This window comes from Variovorax glacialis, from assembly GCF_051216375.1.
Taxonomy (GTDB): domain Bacteria; phylum Pseudomonadota; class Gammaproteobacteria; order Burkholderiales; family Burkholderiaceae_C; genus Variovorax.
Genome location: NZ_JBPJZT010000003.1, coordinates 344,318 through 358,447, shown reverse-complemented (window position 1 = coordinate 358,447; position 14,130 = coordinate 344,318). Strand labels below are relative to the sequence as shown.

At 67.1% G+C, this 14,130-nt stretch carries 15 protein-coding genes; 10 read left to right on the top strand and 5 right to left on the bottom strand.

Translation table 11 applies throughout. From position 1 onward, the window contains the following. Positions 1 to 10: 10 nt before the first annotated feature. A complete protein-coding gene (locus ACSFBL_RS10345; RefSeq protein WP_286599676.1) occupies positions 11 to 478 on the bottom strand; it encodes a winged helix-turn-helix transcriptional regulator in 468 nt (155 codons plus the stop codon). A 129-nt stretch (positions 479 to 607) separates the two neighbouring features. On the opposite strand from ACSFBL_RS10345, the gene ACSFBL_RS10340 reads away from it, so the two are divergent. The 3 genes from ACSFBL_RS10340 (at position 608) to ACSFBL_RS10330 (ending at position 3,063) form a co-directional block, all read left to right on the top strand. After that, the gene (locus ACSFBL_RS10340; protein ID WP_435515675.1) at positions 608 to 1,918 is read left to right on the top strand and encodes a D-amino acid dehydrogenase; all 1,311 of its coding nucleotides are present in this window, start codon (positions 608 to 610) and stop codon (positions 1,916 to 1,918) included. Positions 1,919 to 1,989: 71 nt separating this feature from the next. Continuing rightward, the gene (locus tag ACSFBL_RS10335; RefSeq protein WP_435515674.1) at positions 1,990 to 2,559 is read left to right on the top strand and encodes a phosphonate degradation HD-domain oxygenase; all 570 of its coding nucleotides are present in this window, start codon (positions 1,990 to 1,992) and stop codon (positions 2,557 to 2,559) included. A 126-nt stretch (positions 2,560 to 2,685) separates the two neighbouring features. Then, positions 2,686 to 3,063 (top strand): nuclear transport factor 2 family protein, encoded by a 378-nt coding sequence (locus ACSFBL_RS10330; protein ID WP_435515673.1) that lies wholly within the window; start codon positions 2,686 to 2,688, stop codon positions 3,061 to 3,063. Between the two features lie 22 nt (positions 3,064 to 3,085). Here the strand turns inward: ACSFBL_RS10330 and ACSFBL_RS10325 are convergent, their stop codons facing one another. The 3 genes from ACSFBL_RS10325 to ACSFBL_RS10315 all read right to left on the bottom strand — a co-directional run bounded on the left by ACSFBL_RS10325 (position 3,086) and on the right by ACSFBL_RS10315 (position 6,042). Next, positions 3,086 to 3,415, bottom strand: a complete 330-nt coding sequence (locus tag ACSFBL_RS10325) for a thioredoxin family protein (RefSeq protein ID WP_435515672.1) — start codon at positions 3,413 to 3,415, stop codon at positions 3,086 to 3,088. A 158-nt stretch (positions 3,416 to 3,573) separates the two neighbouring features. Further along, positions 3,574 to 4,737, bottom strand: a complete 1,164-nt coding sequence (locus ACSFBL_RS10320) for an ABC transporter substrate-binding protein (protein WP_435515671.1) — start codon at positions 4,735 to 4,737, stop codon at positions 3,574 to 3,576. 162 nt (positions 4,738 to 4,899) lie between these two features. Further along, positions 4,900 to 6,042, bottom strand: coding sequence for a helix-turn-helix domain-containing protein (locus tag ACSFBL_RS10315; RefSeq protein ID WP_435515670.1), 1,143 nt, complete (start codon positions 6,040 to 6,042; stop codon positions 4,900 to 4,902). 181 nt (positions 6,043 to 6,223) lie between these two features. On the opposite strand from ACSFBL_RS10315, the gene ACSFBL_RS10310 reads away from it, so the two are divergent. The 7 genes from ACSFBL_RS10310 to ACSFBL_RS10280 are packed head-to-tail and all read left to right on the top strand — an operon-like array spanning position 6,224 to position 13,828. Then, positions 6,224 to 6,718 (top strand): (2Fe-2S)-binding protein, encoded by a 495-nt coding sequence (locus tag ACSFBL_RS10310; RefSeq protein ID WP_435515669.1) that lies wholly within the window; start codon positions 6,224 to 6,226, stop codon positions 6,716 to 6,718. 10 nt (positions 6,719 to 6,728) lie between these two features. Continuing rightward, complete coding sequence (locus ACSFBL_RS10305; protein ID WP_435515668.1) at positions 6,729 to 9,173, top strand: xanthine dehydrogenase family protein molybdopterin-binding subunit; 2,445 nt, start codon at positions 6,729 to 6,731, stop codon at positions 9,171 to 9,173. A gap of 20 nt (positions 9,174 to 9,193) precedes the next feature. Further along, positions 9,194 to 9,985, top strand: a complete 792-nt coding sequence (locus tag ACSFBL_RS10300) for an FAD binding domain-containing protein (RefSeq protein WP_435515667.1) — start codon at positions 9,194 to 9,196, stop codon at positions 9,983 to 9,985. 54 nt (positions 9,986 to 10,039) lie between these two features. After that, entirely contained in the window at positions 10,040 to 10,963 is a 924-nt protein-coding gene (locus ACSFBL_RS10295; protein ID WP_435515666.1) for an AAA family ATPase, read from the top strand. A gap of 53 nt (positions 10,964 to 11,016) precedes the next feature. Then, entirely contained in the window at positions 11,017 to 12,165 is a 1,149-nt protein-coding gene (locus ACSFBL_RS10290; RefSeq protein ID WP_435515927.1) for a vWA domain-containing protein, read from the top strand. 39 nt (positions 12,166 to 12,204) lie between these two features. Continuing rightward, positions 12,205 to 12,819 (top strand): SRPBCC family protein, encoded by a 615-nt coding sequence (locus tag ACSFBL_RS10285; protein WP_435515665.1) that lies wholly within the window; start codon positions 12,205 to 12,207, stop codon positions 12,817 to 12,819. 1 nt (position 12,820) lies between these two features. Next, the gene (locus tag ACSFBL_RS10280) at positions 12,821 to 13,828 is read left to right on the top strand and encodes an XdhC family protein (RefSeq protein WP_435515664.1); all 1,008 of its coding nucleotides are present in this window, start codon (positions 12,821 to 12,823) and stop codon (positions 13,826 to 13,828) included. Positions 13,829 to 13,838: 10 nt separating this feature from the next. Here ACSFBL_RS10280 and ACSFBL_RS10275 read toward each other — a convergent pair whose 3' ends face one another. Then, positions 13,839 to 14,066, bottom strand: a complete 228-nt coding sequence (locus tag ACSFBL_RS10275) for a hypothetical protein (protein ID WP_435515663.1) — start codon at positions 14,064 to 14,066, stop codon at positions 13,839 to 13,841. Between the last annotated feature and the right edge of the window lie 64 nt (positions 14,067 to 14,130).

Below are 14,130 nucleotides of genomic sequence, written 5' to 3'. Positions count from 1 at the left end.
GCAGCGGGGTTCATCGGTCCATCGGGAGGTAGAGGCTCTCCTTGACTTCTTCCATCACGATGTAGCTGCGCGACTCCGCGGTCACCGGCAGCTTCTTCAGCAGGTCGCCCAGCAGGTTGCGGTAGTCGCTCATCGCCCGCAGGCGGGCCTTGATCAGGTAGTCGAAGCCGCCGGAGACCAGATGACATTCCATCACTTCCGGCACGTGCAGCAGCTCCTTGCGCACCTTGTCGAAGACATCGCCCGACTTGGACGACAGCGTGATTTCGACGAACACCAGCAGCGTCTTGCCGATGGCCTGCGGATCGATGCGCGCGTGGTAGCCGGTGATGACGCCGTCGCGCTCCATGCGTCGCACGCGCTCGGAACAGGGGGAGGTGGACAGGCCGATCTGCTCGGCCAGATCGGTCATCGAAATGCGGCCCTGGCGCTGAAGGATGTCCAAGATTTTCCGGTCGGTGCGATCGAGATCGATCATTTCACTTCTCCAGGCCCCTATGGGCTTAAAATTTAGAAGAAACCACTGCCAAGAGGCCGAAGTTCGGTGGAGTTTGCGGCGAACGGTTGAATATGCTTGACCTGTTTCCTGCACACAAGGGGTTTTTCGATGAAAGTGATCGTTCTCGGCGGCGGTGTCATCGGTGTCACGACCGCTTATTACCTGGCCCGCGCCGGCGCCGAGGTGACCCTCGTCGATCGTCAGGAAGGCCCGGCGCAGGAAACCAGCTTCGCCAATGCCGGCCAGGTGTCGCCCGGCTACTCGACGCCATGGGCGGCGCCCGGCATTCCGCTCAAGGCACTGAAGTGGATGTTCCAGAAGCACGCCCCCCTGTCGATCCGGCCTGACGGCACGCTCTTCCAGTTGCGCTGGATGGCGGCCATGCTGAAGAACTGTTCGCCCGAGCGCTACGCCGTGAACAAGGAACGCATGATGCGCGTCGCTGAATACAGCCGGGACTGCCTGCGCGAATTGCGCGCGGAGACCGGCATTCGCTACGAGCACCGCACGCAGGGCACGCTCCAGCTCTTTCGCACGCAGGCGCAACTCGACGCCGTGCAGCGCGACGTCGCCGTGCTGCAGGAATGCGGCGTGCCCTATCATTTGCTCGATCGCAGCCAGCTCGCATCGGTCGAACCGGCGCTGGCGCACACGGGCGACCTGCTTGCCGGCGGCTTGCGCCTGCCGAATGACGAGACGGGCGATTGCAATCTCTTCACCCGCGGCCTGGCCGACATCGCGCGCGGGCTCGGCGTCGACTTCCGCTTCGAGCAAAGCGTGGATGGCCTGATCACGGAGGGCGGCCGTATCGCGGGCGTTCGGTTGGGCGGCGGGTCACGCGAAGTGCTGAAGGCCGACCGCTACGTGCTCGCCTTCGGCAGCTATTCGCGCGACTTCATCGCACCGCTGGGCCTGGACATTCCCGTGTACCCGGTCAAGGGCTACTCGCTGACTGTGCCGCTGGTCGATGCGTCGGCCGCGCCGCAATCGACCGTGCTCGACGAGACCTACAAGGTGGCGGTCACGCGCTTCGACGACCGCATCCGCGTGGGCGGCATGGCCGAGCTGGGCGGCTTCGACCTGCGGCTGAACCCGCGCCGGCGCGAGACGCTGGAGCGCGTGATCACCGACCTGTTCCCCTGCGGCGACCTGCCCCGCGCCACCTTCTGGACGGGCCTGCGTCCGATGACGCCGGACAGCACGCCCATCGTGGGTGCCACCCCCTACGCCAACCTGTACCTGAACACCGGCCACGGCACCCTGGGCTGGACCATGGCCTGCGGCTCCGGCAAGGTGGTGGCCGATCAGGTGATGGGGCGCCGGCCGGACATCCGCACGGACGGGCTGTCGGTCGATCGCTACTTCGCGCCTGCTTCGGGTTCGCGCGGCGCTTCGTTGCCGGTGGGTGCGCCCGCCTGATCCTTGTCCGGAATTGCCGGTCGGCCAAAAGGTCGCGATGATCGGCGGCTGCATTCGTATTCTTTGCACCTATGAGCCTCACTATTCCCGACATCGTCCAGTTGTTCGAAACCAAGGGCCACGCCCAGTACGACGGCGAGCCGGTCACGCAACTCGAACACGCCCTGCAGTCCGCGCATCTCGCGGAACGAGAGGGTGCGAGCAGCGCCCTGATCACCGCATCCCTGCTGCATGACCTGGGTCATCTGCTGCACGACTTCGGCGGCACGCCGACGCAACAGGGGCTGGACGATCTCCACCAGTACCGTTGCCTGCCTTTTCTCCGCCCGCTGTTCGGCGACGCGGCGGTGGAGCCGATCCGCCTGCACGTGGAAGCCAAGCGCTTCCTGTGCGCCCGCGTCACGGGCTATCTCGAAGCGCTGTCGCCCGATTCGAAGCGCAGCCTCGCGCTGCAAGGCGGCGTGTTCGACGAGGCACAGGCACAGGCCTTCGAGGCCTTGCCCTTCGCCAGTGACGCGGTCCGACTGCGCCAATGGGACGACACCGCCAAGTCCGCCGACGCCGTGGTGCCGGACCTCGTGCACTTCGTCCGCCACATGGAAATCTGCGCCGCCGATCATCGGCGCGCGGTGGCCGCCTAGCCCTTCGTTCCGGGAGAGCCGCGGCGGAGGCGCATGACCTCCCGCGTCATCGACCCGCGGCACGCTCGCGGCGACCATTCATTCACCCCGCGCTGTTGCGGGTCGTGACCACTGAAAGGATTCGCCATGAACACCGCCACTCCCGAAGCCGACCGCGTCGCCGAGCACTACATCGCCGTATGGAACGAGACCGATGAAGCCCGCCGGTTGAAGATGCTGGAAACCCATTGGGCCGCCGATGCGCGATACGTCGACCCCGTCATGCAGGGCAGCGGCCACACCCAGATCAGCGCACTGGTGGGTGGCGTCCACCAGCGTTTCCCGGGATTCCGTTTCTCACTGAAGGGCCGACCCGACGCCCATGGCGATCAGCTGCGTTTCTCCTGGACCCTCGGCCCGAGCGGCTCCGAGGATCTCATCGAGGGCACCGACTTCGCGCAGTTGGAAGCAGGCAAGCTGCGCGCTGTGACAGGCTTCTTCGACAAGCTTCCGGACGCGGCCTGAAGCGTCGCGCGCCCGTCCGGCCTCAGCGTCCGGTGCCTTGCGCCTGTTCCAGTTCCTGCCGGATGAGCGAGGCGCTCCCGGGCCGCACCAGCCGCCCGACCTCCTGCCCATCCCGCATGAAGATCAGCGTCGGCCACAGCTTGACCTGAAACGACCGCCCCAGAGGCCGCCCGCTCCCATCCTCGATCTTGAGATGACGCAGCGGCGGCCCGCCCGCCAAGGCCTCCGAGATCAGCGGCTGCGCCGCTTTACAGAAGCCGCACCAGTCGGTCCCGAATTCGACCAGCGTGAGACCGGAGAGAGCGTCGACCTCCGCGCGAGACGGAGCGACAGTTGCATAGCTTTGATTCATCACAAGATTCTGCGCGACCGCCGCCACCTCCGCTTGCCCCGGCCGGCGAAGCCAGGCCTGCCGGTGGAACACCACGGAACCGGCTTTGCCGGGCCGCCGGTGTTGCCCCCGGTAGGGGGTGGGCGTCTACACGCAGTGAGAGAGCCTGGGGGCGAGCGTCAACTGATCAGCCTTCCATTGGCACTGATCACCGCCACGTCCACGAACTGGTTGCCTTCGCGATTGCTTCGCCCGAAATTGATCTTCACGCCGCCCATGTCGAAGGATTCGATGCGTTCCAGGCCCTGCATCACGGCAGCGCGCGTCGGCGCCGGCCCCGCGCGGCGCAGGCCTTCCGCGAGCACGAGGGCGTCCATGTAGCCTTCCAGGCTCGGCAGCGAAAAATCCTTGGCGCCGCTGGCCAGCATGTCGGCCTGGTAGCGGCGGACGATCTCGAATTTCGTCGCGTAGGGCGAGGGCACGACGATCGCGAAACCCAACCCATGCGCGAGGTCACCCATGGCGCCGAGCGAACCGGCCGTGATCGACAGGCCGTAGGCGCTGCTCTTGCCCCCCGCCGCGCGGAATGCGCGCACGAAGGCCGGCGCGGTGCCGGCCAGGCCGATGATGACGATCTGCGGCTTGGCGGCGGCGATCTGCTGCGCCGCGGGCTCCACTTCCATGCTGGTGGTGCCCGGCGTGCTGGCGATCACCGCCGGCTCGAGCTTGACCTTGGCGAGCGAAGCCTTGAACCCGGCAAGCAGGGACTGCCCCAGCGGGTCGTTCGAGTACACGATGCCGATGCGCGACTGGCCGAGCACGGCCGCGGTGGCGATCAGCTTGTCGATTTCCTGGTCGTAGTTGGCGCGCACCCAGAAGGTGTTGGGCGAGGCCTTCTTGCGCAGCGACACCGTGCCGGTGTTCGGCCCGACCACCGCCATGCCGGGGACCGCATCGCTCACTTCCGCGGTCTGGCGCGTGCCGAGCGGATGCACCATCGCGAGGACCGAGTTGTCGGCGTAGAAAGCCTGCGCGTTGGCCTTGGCGTTGTCCGGCTTGAACTGGTCGTCCGCCATCACGAGTTCGACCTTGGTGCCGTTGATGCCGCCTGCACGGTTGACGGCGTTGAAGTACGCGGTCGATCCCAGGAACAGGCCCGTCCCGTTGGCCTTCTCGACACTGCTGTTGTCGAAGGTGGCGCCGATGCGGATGGTCCTGGCCTGCTGCGCGAACACGGGCAATCCCATGCTGGCCGCTGCTGCGACGCCGGTCATGCGCGTCAGGACCTGGCGACGGGTCGGTTTCGGCGACAAGGAAAAGGTACGGGCCTCGGATGCGCTCATGGTCAAACGTCCCAGTCATGCCGCCGAACCGGCGCGCAGGTAGTTGCAGACAAAGAATAGCAACGAAATGTAAGGGAGACCTGCGCGGAAGGAAAGCGACCTGTGGCGAACAGCACGAAGCCCGGCGTGAGATTTCTGACGCGGGGAGGTCCGAAGGGGGCTTCAGGACGGTGACCGGGGGCTGCGGGGTAACTTGCGATAGACGGTTGCGCGACTGATGCCCAGCGTGCGCGCGGCTTCCGCCACGTTGCCGCGCGCATCGTCGACCGCCTTGCGGATCAGCGCGGTCTCGACGTCGCGCAGGCGTGGCCGGGATGCGGCCGGTGTGGATGCCGACACGGGCACCGACACCGACGAATCGACGAGTTGGGGACGCGCCTGCACCCGCAGCCCCGACCAGAGCGGCACTTCGACGACCGCATCCCCCCGTCGCGCCGCATCGAACAGCATCTGCGGCGGCAACGCGAAGAGATCGTTGCAATGCAGCGCCGGATGGGCGCCGAGCGGCTGGTGCAGCATGTGGCGCGCCGCCGCATTCGCGCCGGTCACGTTGCCGTCGGCGTCGATGCACAGCAGCCCTTCGGTGTCCGCACCGGTCGCGCAGCCCGGCCAGCCGATCCGCAGCAGCAGGTCGCACGGATGGCGTTGCACCAGCGCGTTCTCGATGCTGCGCGCCGACAGCGCAGCCAGATGTCGCAGCTCGGGTCGCTCGACCACCTGCACGCCGGTCAGGTCCAGCATGCCGATGCAATCGCCCTGCGGTCCGAACAGCGGTGCGCCTGCACAGCTGTAGATGCTGGTGTCGTCGAAGAAATGCTCCCCACGATGCAGCCACACCGATTCACGTTCGGCGAGCGCCGCGCCGATGGCGGTGGTGCCCACCGCGCGCTCGGACAGGTCCACGCCGATCCGCGCGATGTCGCGTGCGTGCCGGGCCGACGTTTCGCTGCCGCCGGGCACGGCGCCCACATCGACCACGATGCCGTCCGCATCGGTCAGGATGGCGAAGTACCGTGTGTCGGCGATCGCGCGGGACAGCCGGTCGAGCACCGGCCGCGCGGCGGAGATCAATGCGCGGCTGCGCTCGGCGGCGCGCCCTGCGCCTTGCGCCGATACCGCATCGAAACTCACGCGCTCCCGGGGTCCGTGGCCGGCCGCCAGGCAACGTTGCCATGACCGCACGAGCCAGGGTTCGACCCATTTCCCCGGTGCGCCGGACGGTAGCTCGCCGTCGATCCATTCGCGCCGCGCCCGGGCGATGGAAACAGAGCGCTCGGGCAGGGGCGAAGGAGAGGAGAGATTCATCGTGTGGTTCGGGCCTGAAGCGGCGCCGGATCGGCGCCTCGTCGAAAGGCGGGCTGTTTCATTTTGAGAATTTCAGGAGCAAGGCGCAAGCGCCTAGGGTTTTGCCTAGCATGATGGTCAGGTCGCGCGTCCAAGATTCAAAGCGCCGAAAACAGCCATCACCTACAACGGAGACAGCCACATGCAGGTTCTTTTCACGGTCAACGGCCGCGAGGTCACGGTCGACGCGCCGCCCAACACCTTCCTGGTCCACGCGATCCGCGAGCATCTCCATCTCACCGGCACGCACGTCGGCTGCGACACCGCGCAGTGCGGCGCCTGCACCGTGCACGTCAACGGACGCGCCATCAAGTCGTGCAACGTGCTGGTGGCGCAGGTGGCTGGCGCGAACATCACCACCATCGAAGGCATCGCCCAGCCCGACGGCACGATGCATCCGATGCAGGCGGCTTTCAAGGAGTGCCACGGCCTGCAATGCGGCTTCTGCACGCCTGGCATGGTGATGAGTGCCATCGACCTGTGCACGCACCATCCCAAGTCCAGCGAGACCGAGATCCGCGAACTGCTCGACGGCAATCTCTGCCGCTGCACCGGCTACCAGAACATCGTGAAGGCCGTCCAGATGGGCGGCGAAGCGATGGCCGCCGCGCCCGCCAAGGTAACGGCTTCGGCCTGAGGAGCACGACATGGGTGCATCAGACTTTGCCGGCCTCCCGCACATCGGAGAGGCCCTCCGGCGCAAGGAAGACTATCGCTTCCTGACAGGCGCAGGCCAGTACACCGACGACGTGACGATGGCCAACCAGAGCCATGCCGTCTTCGTGCGTTCGCCGCACGCGCACGCGAAGATCAAGTCCATCGACATCGCAGAAGCCTCGAAGATGCCCGGCGTGGTCGGCATCTTCAGCGGCAAGGACATCGAGGGCAAGATGGGCGGCCTGCCTTGCGGCTGGCTCATCAACAACCCCGACGGCACGCCGATGAAGGAGCCGATGCACCCGATCCTCGCGATCAACAAGGTGCGCTATGTGGGCGATCACGTCGCGATGGTGGTGGCCGAGACGGTCGAGCAGGCGAAGAACGCCGCCGAGGCCGTGGTGGTCGACTACGAGGTGCTGACGCCGGTGGTCAGCGTGGCCGACGCCGCGAAGAAGCAAAGCGGCGTCACCATCCACGATGAGGCGCCCGACAACCAGTGCTACAAGTGGGCGATCGGCGACAAGGCGGCGGTGGATGTTGCCTTCGCCAAGGCGGCGCACGTCACGAAGCTCGACCTGGTCAACAACCGGCTGATCCCGAACCCGATCGAGCCGCGCGTCGCCATCGGCAACTACAGCCGGGGGAACGACGAGTACGTTCTCTACGTCGCCAACCAGAATCCGCACGTCGAACGGCTCCTGATGACGGCCTTCGTGCTCGGCCTGCCGGAGCACAAGGTGCGCGTGATCGCGCCGGACGTGGGCGGGGGCTTCGGCTCCAAGATCTTTCTCTATGCAGAGGATGTCTGCCTGACCTGGGCCGCGAAGCAACTCAACCGCAGCATCAAATGGACGGCCGAGCGCTCCGAATGCTTCCTTTCCGACGCGCATGGCCGCGATCACGTGAGCCATGCGGAGATGGCGATGGACGCGCAGGGCAAGTTCCTTGCGATGCGCGTGCACACCGATGCCAACCTGGGCGCCTATCTCTCGACCTTCGCAACGGCGGTGCCGACCATCCTCTACGCGACCTTGCTGGCGGGCCAGTACACGACGCCGCAGATCTACGTCGAGGTCGACGCCTGGTTCACGAACACCGCGCCGGTCGATGCCTACCGCGGCGCGGGCCGCCCCGAAGCCACCTACCTGCTCGAACGGCTGGTTTCTCGTTGCGCATGGGAAATGAATCTCGGCCAGGATGAGATCCGCAAGCGCAACTTCATCACCACCTTCCCGTACCAGACCCCGGTGGCGCTGCAATACGACACGGGCGACTTCCATGCCTGCATGGACAAGGCCCGGGTGCTGGCGGACGTGGCCGGTTTCGCCCAGCGCAAGTCGGCCAGTGAGGCCAAGGGCAAGCTGCGCGGCATCGGCTACTCGAGCTACATCGAGGCCTGCGGCATCGCGCCATCGAACATCGCGGGTGCCCTCGGCGCGCGCGCGGGCCTGTTCGAGTGCGGCGAGATCCGCGTGCATCCGACGGGCAGCGTCACCGTGTTCACCGGCTCCCACAGCCATGGGCAGGGCCACGAGACCACCTTCGCGCAGGTCGTCGCGGCGCGGCTCGGCATCGCCGTGGACGCGGTCGACGTGGTGCACGGCGACACGGGCCGGGTGCCCTTCGGCATGGGCACCTATGGCTCGCGGTCGATCTCGGTCGGCGGCGCGGCGATCATGAAGGCCCTCGACAAGATCGAAGCCAAGGCCAAGAAGATCGCGGCCCACCTGATGGAAGCGAGCGATGCCGACATCGAGTTCGCCAATGGCGAGTTCACCGTCAAGGGCACCGACAAGAAGATCCCCTTCGGCCAGGTGGCGCTGACGGCCTACGTGCCGCACAACTACCCGCTCGACAAGCTGGAGCCGGGCCTGAACGAGACCGCGTTCTACGACCCGACCAACTTCACCTTCCCCGGCGGCACCTACATCTGCGAGGTCGAGATCGACAGGCAGACCGGCGAAACGAAGATCGACCGCTTCACCGCGGTCGACGACTTCGGCACCATCATCAATCCGATGATCGTGGAAGGCCAGGTGCTCGGCGGGCTGGTGCAGGGCATCGGCCAGGCGCTGATGGAAAACTGCGTCTACGACAACGAGACCGGCCAGTTGCTCACCGGCAGCTTCATGGACTACGCCATGCCGCGCGCCGAGGACTTCCCGATGTTCAAGCTGGACACCGTGTGCACGCCCTGCACGCACAACCCGCTCGGCACCAAGGGTTGCGGCGAGGCGGGCGCCATCGGTTCGCCGCCCGCGGTCATCAACGCCGTGCTCGATGCGCTGGCGCCGCTGGGCGTCAAGGACTTCGACATGCCGGCCTCTCCGCACCGTGTGTGGGAGGCGATGCAGAAGGGCAGCGTGAGCCCGACGCAGCAGCCGCAGCAGCCCTCGCTGGCCGCCAGCACCCAAGGCCGTCCGGCTCGCTGAACACGGAAGGAACCAACACCATGTACGCCTTCACCCTCGAACGTCCCACCACCCTGGCCGACGCCGTCAAGCTGGCCGCTGCGGGCGCCAAGCCGCTGGCCGGCGGACAGACCCTGCTGGCCTCGATGAAGCTGCGCCTCTCGGCGCCCGAGCAACTCGCCGACCTGAGCGGCATCAAGGAACTCACCGGCATCACCAAGGAAGGCAATGCCTTCCTGATCGGCGCGATGTCGCGGCATCTCGATGTCGCGAACAACGCCGACATCAAGGCCGCCTACCCGGCGCTCGCCGATCTCGCGTCGCGCATCGGCGACCGGCAGGTGCGTGCCATGGGCACCATGGGCGGATCCGTCGCCAACAACGACCCCGCGGCGTGCTACCCCAGCGCGGTGCTCGGGTCGGGCGCGACCATCGTTACCACGCAGCGGGAGATCGCGGCGGATGATTTCTTCCTCGGCCTTTTCACCACCGCACTGACCGATGGCGAACTGATCAAGGCGATCCGCTTCCGGATCCCGAAGCGGGCGGCCTACGAGAAGCTGCGCCAGAAGGCGTCGAACTTTCCGCTGGTCGGCGTCTTCGTCGCGCAGTACGACGGCGGTGTGCGCGTCGCGGTCACCGGCGCGGGCAATGGCGTGTTCAGGCACGCGGGGCTGGAAGATGCGCTGACGAAGAGCTTCACGCCCGAGGCGGCAGCCGGCGTGAAGATCGATTCCAGCGATCTCAACAGCGACCTGCATGCGACCGCCGCTTACCGCGGCAATCTCATCAGCGTACTCGCACAGCGGGCAGTCAAGAAAGCGCTCGGCTAAAGGGATGGCCTCCACGGGCCGGCCCGGCGCCGGCCCGGTCGCTATCCTCTCGCAATGACCGATACGCTCGAAGCAACCCCGTTCCCCACCATCGACGCGGTCGTGCAGGCGCTCCAGGGCGCCGGCTACTACGCCGATCGGCGGCTCGCGACGGCTGTCTACCTCGCGCTCAAGCTCCAGCGGCCCTTGCTGCTGGAGGGCGAGCCGGGTGTCGGCAAGACCGAACTGGCCAAGGCCCTTTCCACCGCCTTGCAGCGCGAGCTGCTGCGGCTGCAGTGCTACGACGGCCTCGAGCAGCGCGAGGCGCTCTACGAATGGAACTACGCGGCGCAGCTCCTGCACATGCGCGCGGCCGAAGCGCACGGCGCATCGAGCGACGTCGAGTCCGAGGTCTACCAGCCGCGCTACCTGATCCGTCGCCCGCTGCTGCAGGCGCTGCAGGCCCCCGCACCCGGTGCCGTGCTGCTGATCGACGAGGTCGATCGCGCCGACGAGCCCTTCGAGGCCTTCCTGCTCGAATACCTCGGCGAGTACCAGGTCAGCATTCCCGAACTGGGCACGGTGCGGGCACTGGTGCCGCCCGTCACGCTGCTCACCAGCAACCGCACGCGCGAACTCAACGATGCCGTGAAGCGTCGCTGCCTCTACCACTGGCTCGATTACCCCGAGCGCGATCGCGAACTGGCCATCGTTCGCGCGCAGGTGCCGCAGGCGGGTGATGTGTTGTCCGAGCAGGTCGCGGCCTTCGTCGGACGCCTGCGCAGCGCGCCGTTCGCGAGCGCATTCCAGCGCGGGCCGGGGATCGCCGAAAGCGTCGAATGGGCCAAGGCGCTGGTGGCGCTCGACACGCTGGAGCTCGATCCAGAGATCGTGGTCGACACCGCCGGCATCCTCTTCAAGCAGCGCGACGACGTCGCCGCCCTCACGCACGAGCTCGCCTCCGATCTCCTCAAGCCCGAGGAGGAGGCTGCGCCTTGAGCACCCGGGTCCAGCAACTGGGCGACGCGCGGCGGGGCAAGCTCGCGGGCAACATGCTGGGCTTCGGCCGGGCGTTGCGACGCGCCGGCGTGCGGACCGATTCCATGCGCATTGCGCTCGCCGCCGAGGCAGCAACGCTCGTCGGCGTCGACGACCGGCTCGACCTCGCAGCGGCGATGGAGGCCGTGATGATCAGCCGCGAGGAGGACCGCATGGTCTTCCGCGAACTCTTCGATGCGTGGTTCCGCGACCCGGAGCTGGCCAACAAGCTGCTGGCGCAGATGCTGCCGAGCGCCGAAGGCAAGGCCGAGCCGTCGAAGCGGCGTCCCCGCGTGCGCGAGGCACTGGCCGCGCCACGCGATTCGGTCAAGCCGGCGCAGACCGACCGCGAGGTCGACTTCGACGCGGCCATGACCGCGAGCGACCGGCAGCGCATGCATCACGCCGACTTCAATGCGCTCGGCGCTTCGGAATACCGCTTGGTCGAGCGCCTGGCCCGCGACATTTCGCTGCCGATACCGACGCTGCCCGCGCGGCGGCTGCGCGTGACCGGCGACGCCGGTGCCCATTCGCGCATGCACTGGCCCGGCGTGCTGCACGAGGCGGCGCGCACCGGCGGCGAGATCATGCGGCTGCCGCGCTGGTCGCGCCGCAAGCAGCCTTTGCCGCTGCTGGTGCTCGTCGATGTGTCCGGCTCGATGGAGCGCTATGCGCGATTGCTGCTCGCCTTCCTGCACGCGTCGACGCGGCGCTCCGGACGGCGCGACGTGTTTGCATTCGGCACCCACCTGACCGACCTGACGCCGGCCTTCCGCATCGCCGACACCGACGCCATGCTGGCCGCAGCCGGCGAAGCCATCGATGACTTCGCCGGCGGCACGCGCCTGGGTGCATCGCTCGGTGAACTGCGCCGCCGCCATGCCCGTCGGCTCACCGGCCGTCGCACGCTGGTGCTGGTGATCAGCGACGGCCTCGACACCGGTGAACCCGAAACGCTGGAGAACGAGTTGCTCTGGCTCAAGCGTCATTCGCGCCGCGTGCTGTGGCTCAATCCGCTGCTGCGTTACGAAGGCTATGCACCCCTTGCGCGCGGTGCGGCCATGTTGCACCGCCATGCAGACGCGATGCTCGCGGTCCACAATCTCAGTGCCCTGGAACAACTGGCCGCGAGTCTGGCCAAGTTGATGCGGTCCGGCCGATAGCGGCCGCACCCGCCGGAAACAACATCAAAGGAACCCACCATGGAAATGCTCGGCAACCGCAGGCTCGGCGTCACGCAGCAGCAGGCATGGGAGGCACTGAACGACCCTGAAACGCTCAAGAAGTGCATTCCCGGCTGCGACAAGTTCGAGCTGACCGGCGACAACCAATACACCGTCGCGCTCGCGGTGAAGGTAGGCCCGGTGTCGGCCAAGTTCAACGGCAAGGTCTCGCTGGCGGACATCATGCCGCCCGACAGCTACAAGCTCTCGTTCGAAGGCCAGGGCGGCGTGGCGGGCTTCGCGAAAGGCTCGTCGAGCGTGTCGCTGAAGCCGGTCGCCGACGGCGCCGAGGGCTGCGAACTCGACTACACGGTGCAGGCGCAGGTGGGCGGCAAGATCGCCCAGCTCGGCCAGCGATTGATCGACGGCGCCGCCAAGTCGACCGCCGACGACTTCTTCAAGCGATTCGAAGCCGAGATGCAGAGCCGCTACGGCCCGCCGCCAGCCGAGGCACCCGCTGCGGAGGCGGCAGCCGCGCCGGCTGAAAAGTCAGGCGCCATGGCGGGCTTCATGCGCAAGCTCGGCATCGGCGGGAAGTCCGACAAGGACGAAGAGAAGACGGACGACAAGCCGGGCGAGAAGCCGGCCGAATAGCATGGAAAACCTCGACGTCATGGTGCTTCGCACCCTGCGCGACTGGCGACTTGCCGGGCGCCGCGCGCTGCTCTGCACCGTCGTGCGCACCTGGGGATCGTCGCCCCGACCCATCGGATCGATCATGGCGCTGGCCGAGGACGGCGCGGTCGTCGGTTCGGTGTCGGGAGGCTGCATCGAAGACGACCTGATCGTGCGCTACAGCCGTGCGCACGGCGGCGACGGTGCGATGCCCACGGGTGCGCCGTCGCTCGTCAAGTACGGCATCACGGCCGACGAGGCGCATCGCTTCGGGCTCCCCTGCGGCGGCACGCTGGAGCTGCTGCTCGAATACGACCCCGAGGCCGCCTCGCTGGCGACGCTGGTGGCGGCGCTCGAAGAGGGCCGGCTGATGCAGCGCACGGTTTCCCTCGCCGACGGCACGATCAGCCTGGCCGAAGCGGCATCGCCGGCCGAGCTGTCCGTCAACGACACCGAATTGGTCAACACCTTCGGCCCGGAATACCGCATGCTCCTCATCGGCGCCGGCCAACTGGCCGAGTACCTCGCGACGATGGCGAAGTTCAGTGGCTTCGCGGTCACCCTGTGCGACCCGCGCTCCGAGTACCGAACCGGCTGGACCCTGCCGGGCGTCACGATCACGACCGAGATGCCCGACGATGCCGTGACCGCTTTCAAGCCCGATCGCAGGACTTGCGTGGTAGCGCTCACGCACGACCCCAAGCTCGACGATCTCGCATTGCTCGAAGCCCTGGACAGCGAAGCCTTCTACGTCGGCGCCATCGGCTCCCGGCGGAACGCCGAGGCTCGGCGCGAACGGATGATCGATCATTTCGACCAGACGGAAGCCTCGCTGTCGCGCCTGCGCGGCCCGATCGGCATCTACATCGGCAGCAAGACGCCACCGGAAATCGCGGTGAGCGTGATGGCGGAGATCCTGGCGGTGAAGAACGCGGTGGCCTTGCCGCGCGAGGCGGCGGTCGCGGTGGCCAAGGCGGCCGTCGAATAGATCGGGAAGATCAGCGCTTGCTGGAATGGAAGAGGCCGGCGAGAAAGGTGGTGTTTCGCCCCATCTCCCTCTGGATCCTCTTCGACTCGCGCGCTTCGGTCCTGGCTGTCGAGAAGATGAAGAACAGCGTCACGAGGACCACGCAGATGCCCAATGCGATTGCGAGCCCCAACAGCGATCCGAAATAGAAAGCGACGGCAAGGACGCCGAAGTTGGCAAGCAGACAGAGGGTGCGCATGGCTGGACAGGCTATCAGAGATGGTGTGGCGTGCGGCGTGAAATACTGCACAGATCGCCTTGAA

What these genes read in the sequence shown, in the direction of transcription:
- ACSFBL_RS10280 (WP_435515664.1), top strand. Translation starts at nt 12,821, where the DNA reads ATGGAAAACCTCGACGTCATGGTGCTTCGCACCCTGCGCGACTGGCGA.
- ACSFBL_RS10300 (WP_435515667.1), top strand. Translation starts at nt 9,194, where the DNA reads ATGTACGCCTTCACCCTCGAACGTCCCACCACCCTGGCCGACGCCGTC.
- ACSFBL_RS10295 (WP_435515666.1), top strand. Translation starts at nt 10,040, where the DNA reads ATGACCGATACGCTCGAAGCAACCCCGTTCCCCACCATCGACGCGGTC.
- ACSFBL_RS10330 (WP_435515673.1), top strand. Translation starts at nt 2,686, where the DNA reads ATGAACACCGCCACTCCCGAAGCCGACCGCGTCGCCGAGCACTACATC.
- ACSFBL_RS10310 (WP_435515669.1), top strand. Translation starts at nt 6,224, where the DNA reads ATGCAGGTTCTTTTCACGGTCAACGGCCGCGAGGTCACGGTCGACGCG.
- ACSFBL_RS10325 (WP_435515672.1), bottom strand. Translation starts at nt 3,415, where the DNA reads ATGAATCAAAGCTATGCAACTGTCGCTCCGTCTCGCGCGGAGGTCGAC.
- ACSFBL_RS10320 (WP_435515671.1), bottom strand. Translation starts at nt 4,737, where the DNA reads ATGAGCGCATCCGAGGCCCGTACCTTTTCCTTGTCGCCGAAACCGACC.
- ACSFBL_RS10290 (WP_435515927.1), top strand. Translation starts at nt 11,017, where the DNA reads ATGCTGGGCTTCGGCCGGGCGTTGCGACGCGCCGGCGTGCGGACCGAT.
- ACSFBL_RS10305 (WP_435515668.1), top strand. Translation starts at nt 6,729, where the DNA reads ATGGGTGCATCAGACTTTGCCGGCCTCCCGCACATCGGAGAGGCCCTC.
- ACSFBL_RS10315 (WP_435515670.1), bottom strand. Translation starts at nt 6,042, where the DNA reads ATGAATCTCTCCTCTCCTTCGCCCCTGCCCGAGCGCTCTGTTTCCATC.
- ACSFBL_RS10340 (WP_435515675.1), top strand. Translation starts at nt 608, where the DNA reads ATGAAAGTGATCGTTCTCGGCGGCGGTGTCATCGGTGTCACGACCGCT.
- ACSFBL_RS10345 (WP_286599676.1), bottom strand. Translation starts at nt 478, where the DNA reads ATGATCGATCTCGATCGCACCGACCGGAAAATCTTGGACATCCTTCAG.
- ACSFBL_RS10275 (WP_435515663.1), bottom strand. Translation starts at nt 14,066, where the DNA reads ATGCGCACCCTCTGTCTGCTTGCCAACTTCGGCGTCCTTGCCGTCGCT.
- ACSFBL_RS10335 (WP_435515674.1), top strand. Translation starts at nt 1,990, where the DNA reads ATGAGCCTCACTATTCCCGACATCGTCCAGTTGTTCGAAACCAAGGGC.
- ACSFBL_RS10285 (WP_435515665.1), top strand. Translation starts at nt 12,205, where the DNA reads ATGGAAATGCTCGGCAACCGCAGGCTCGGCGTCACGCAGCAGCAGGCA.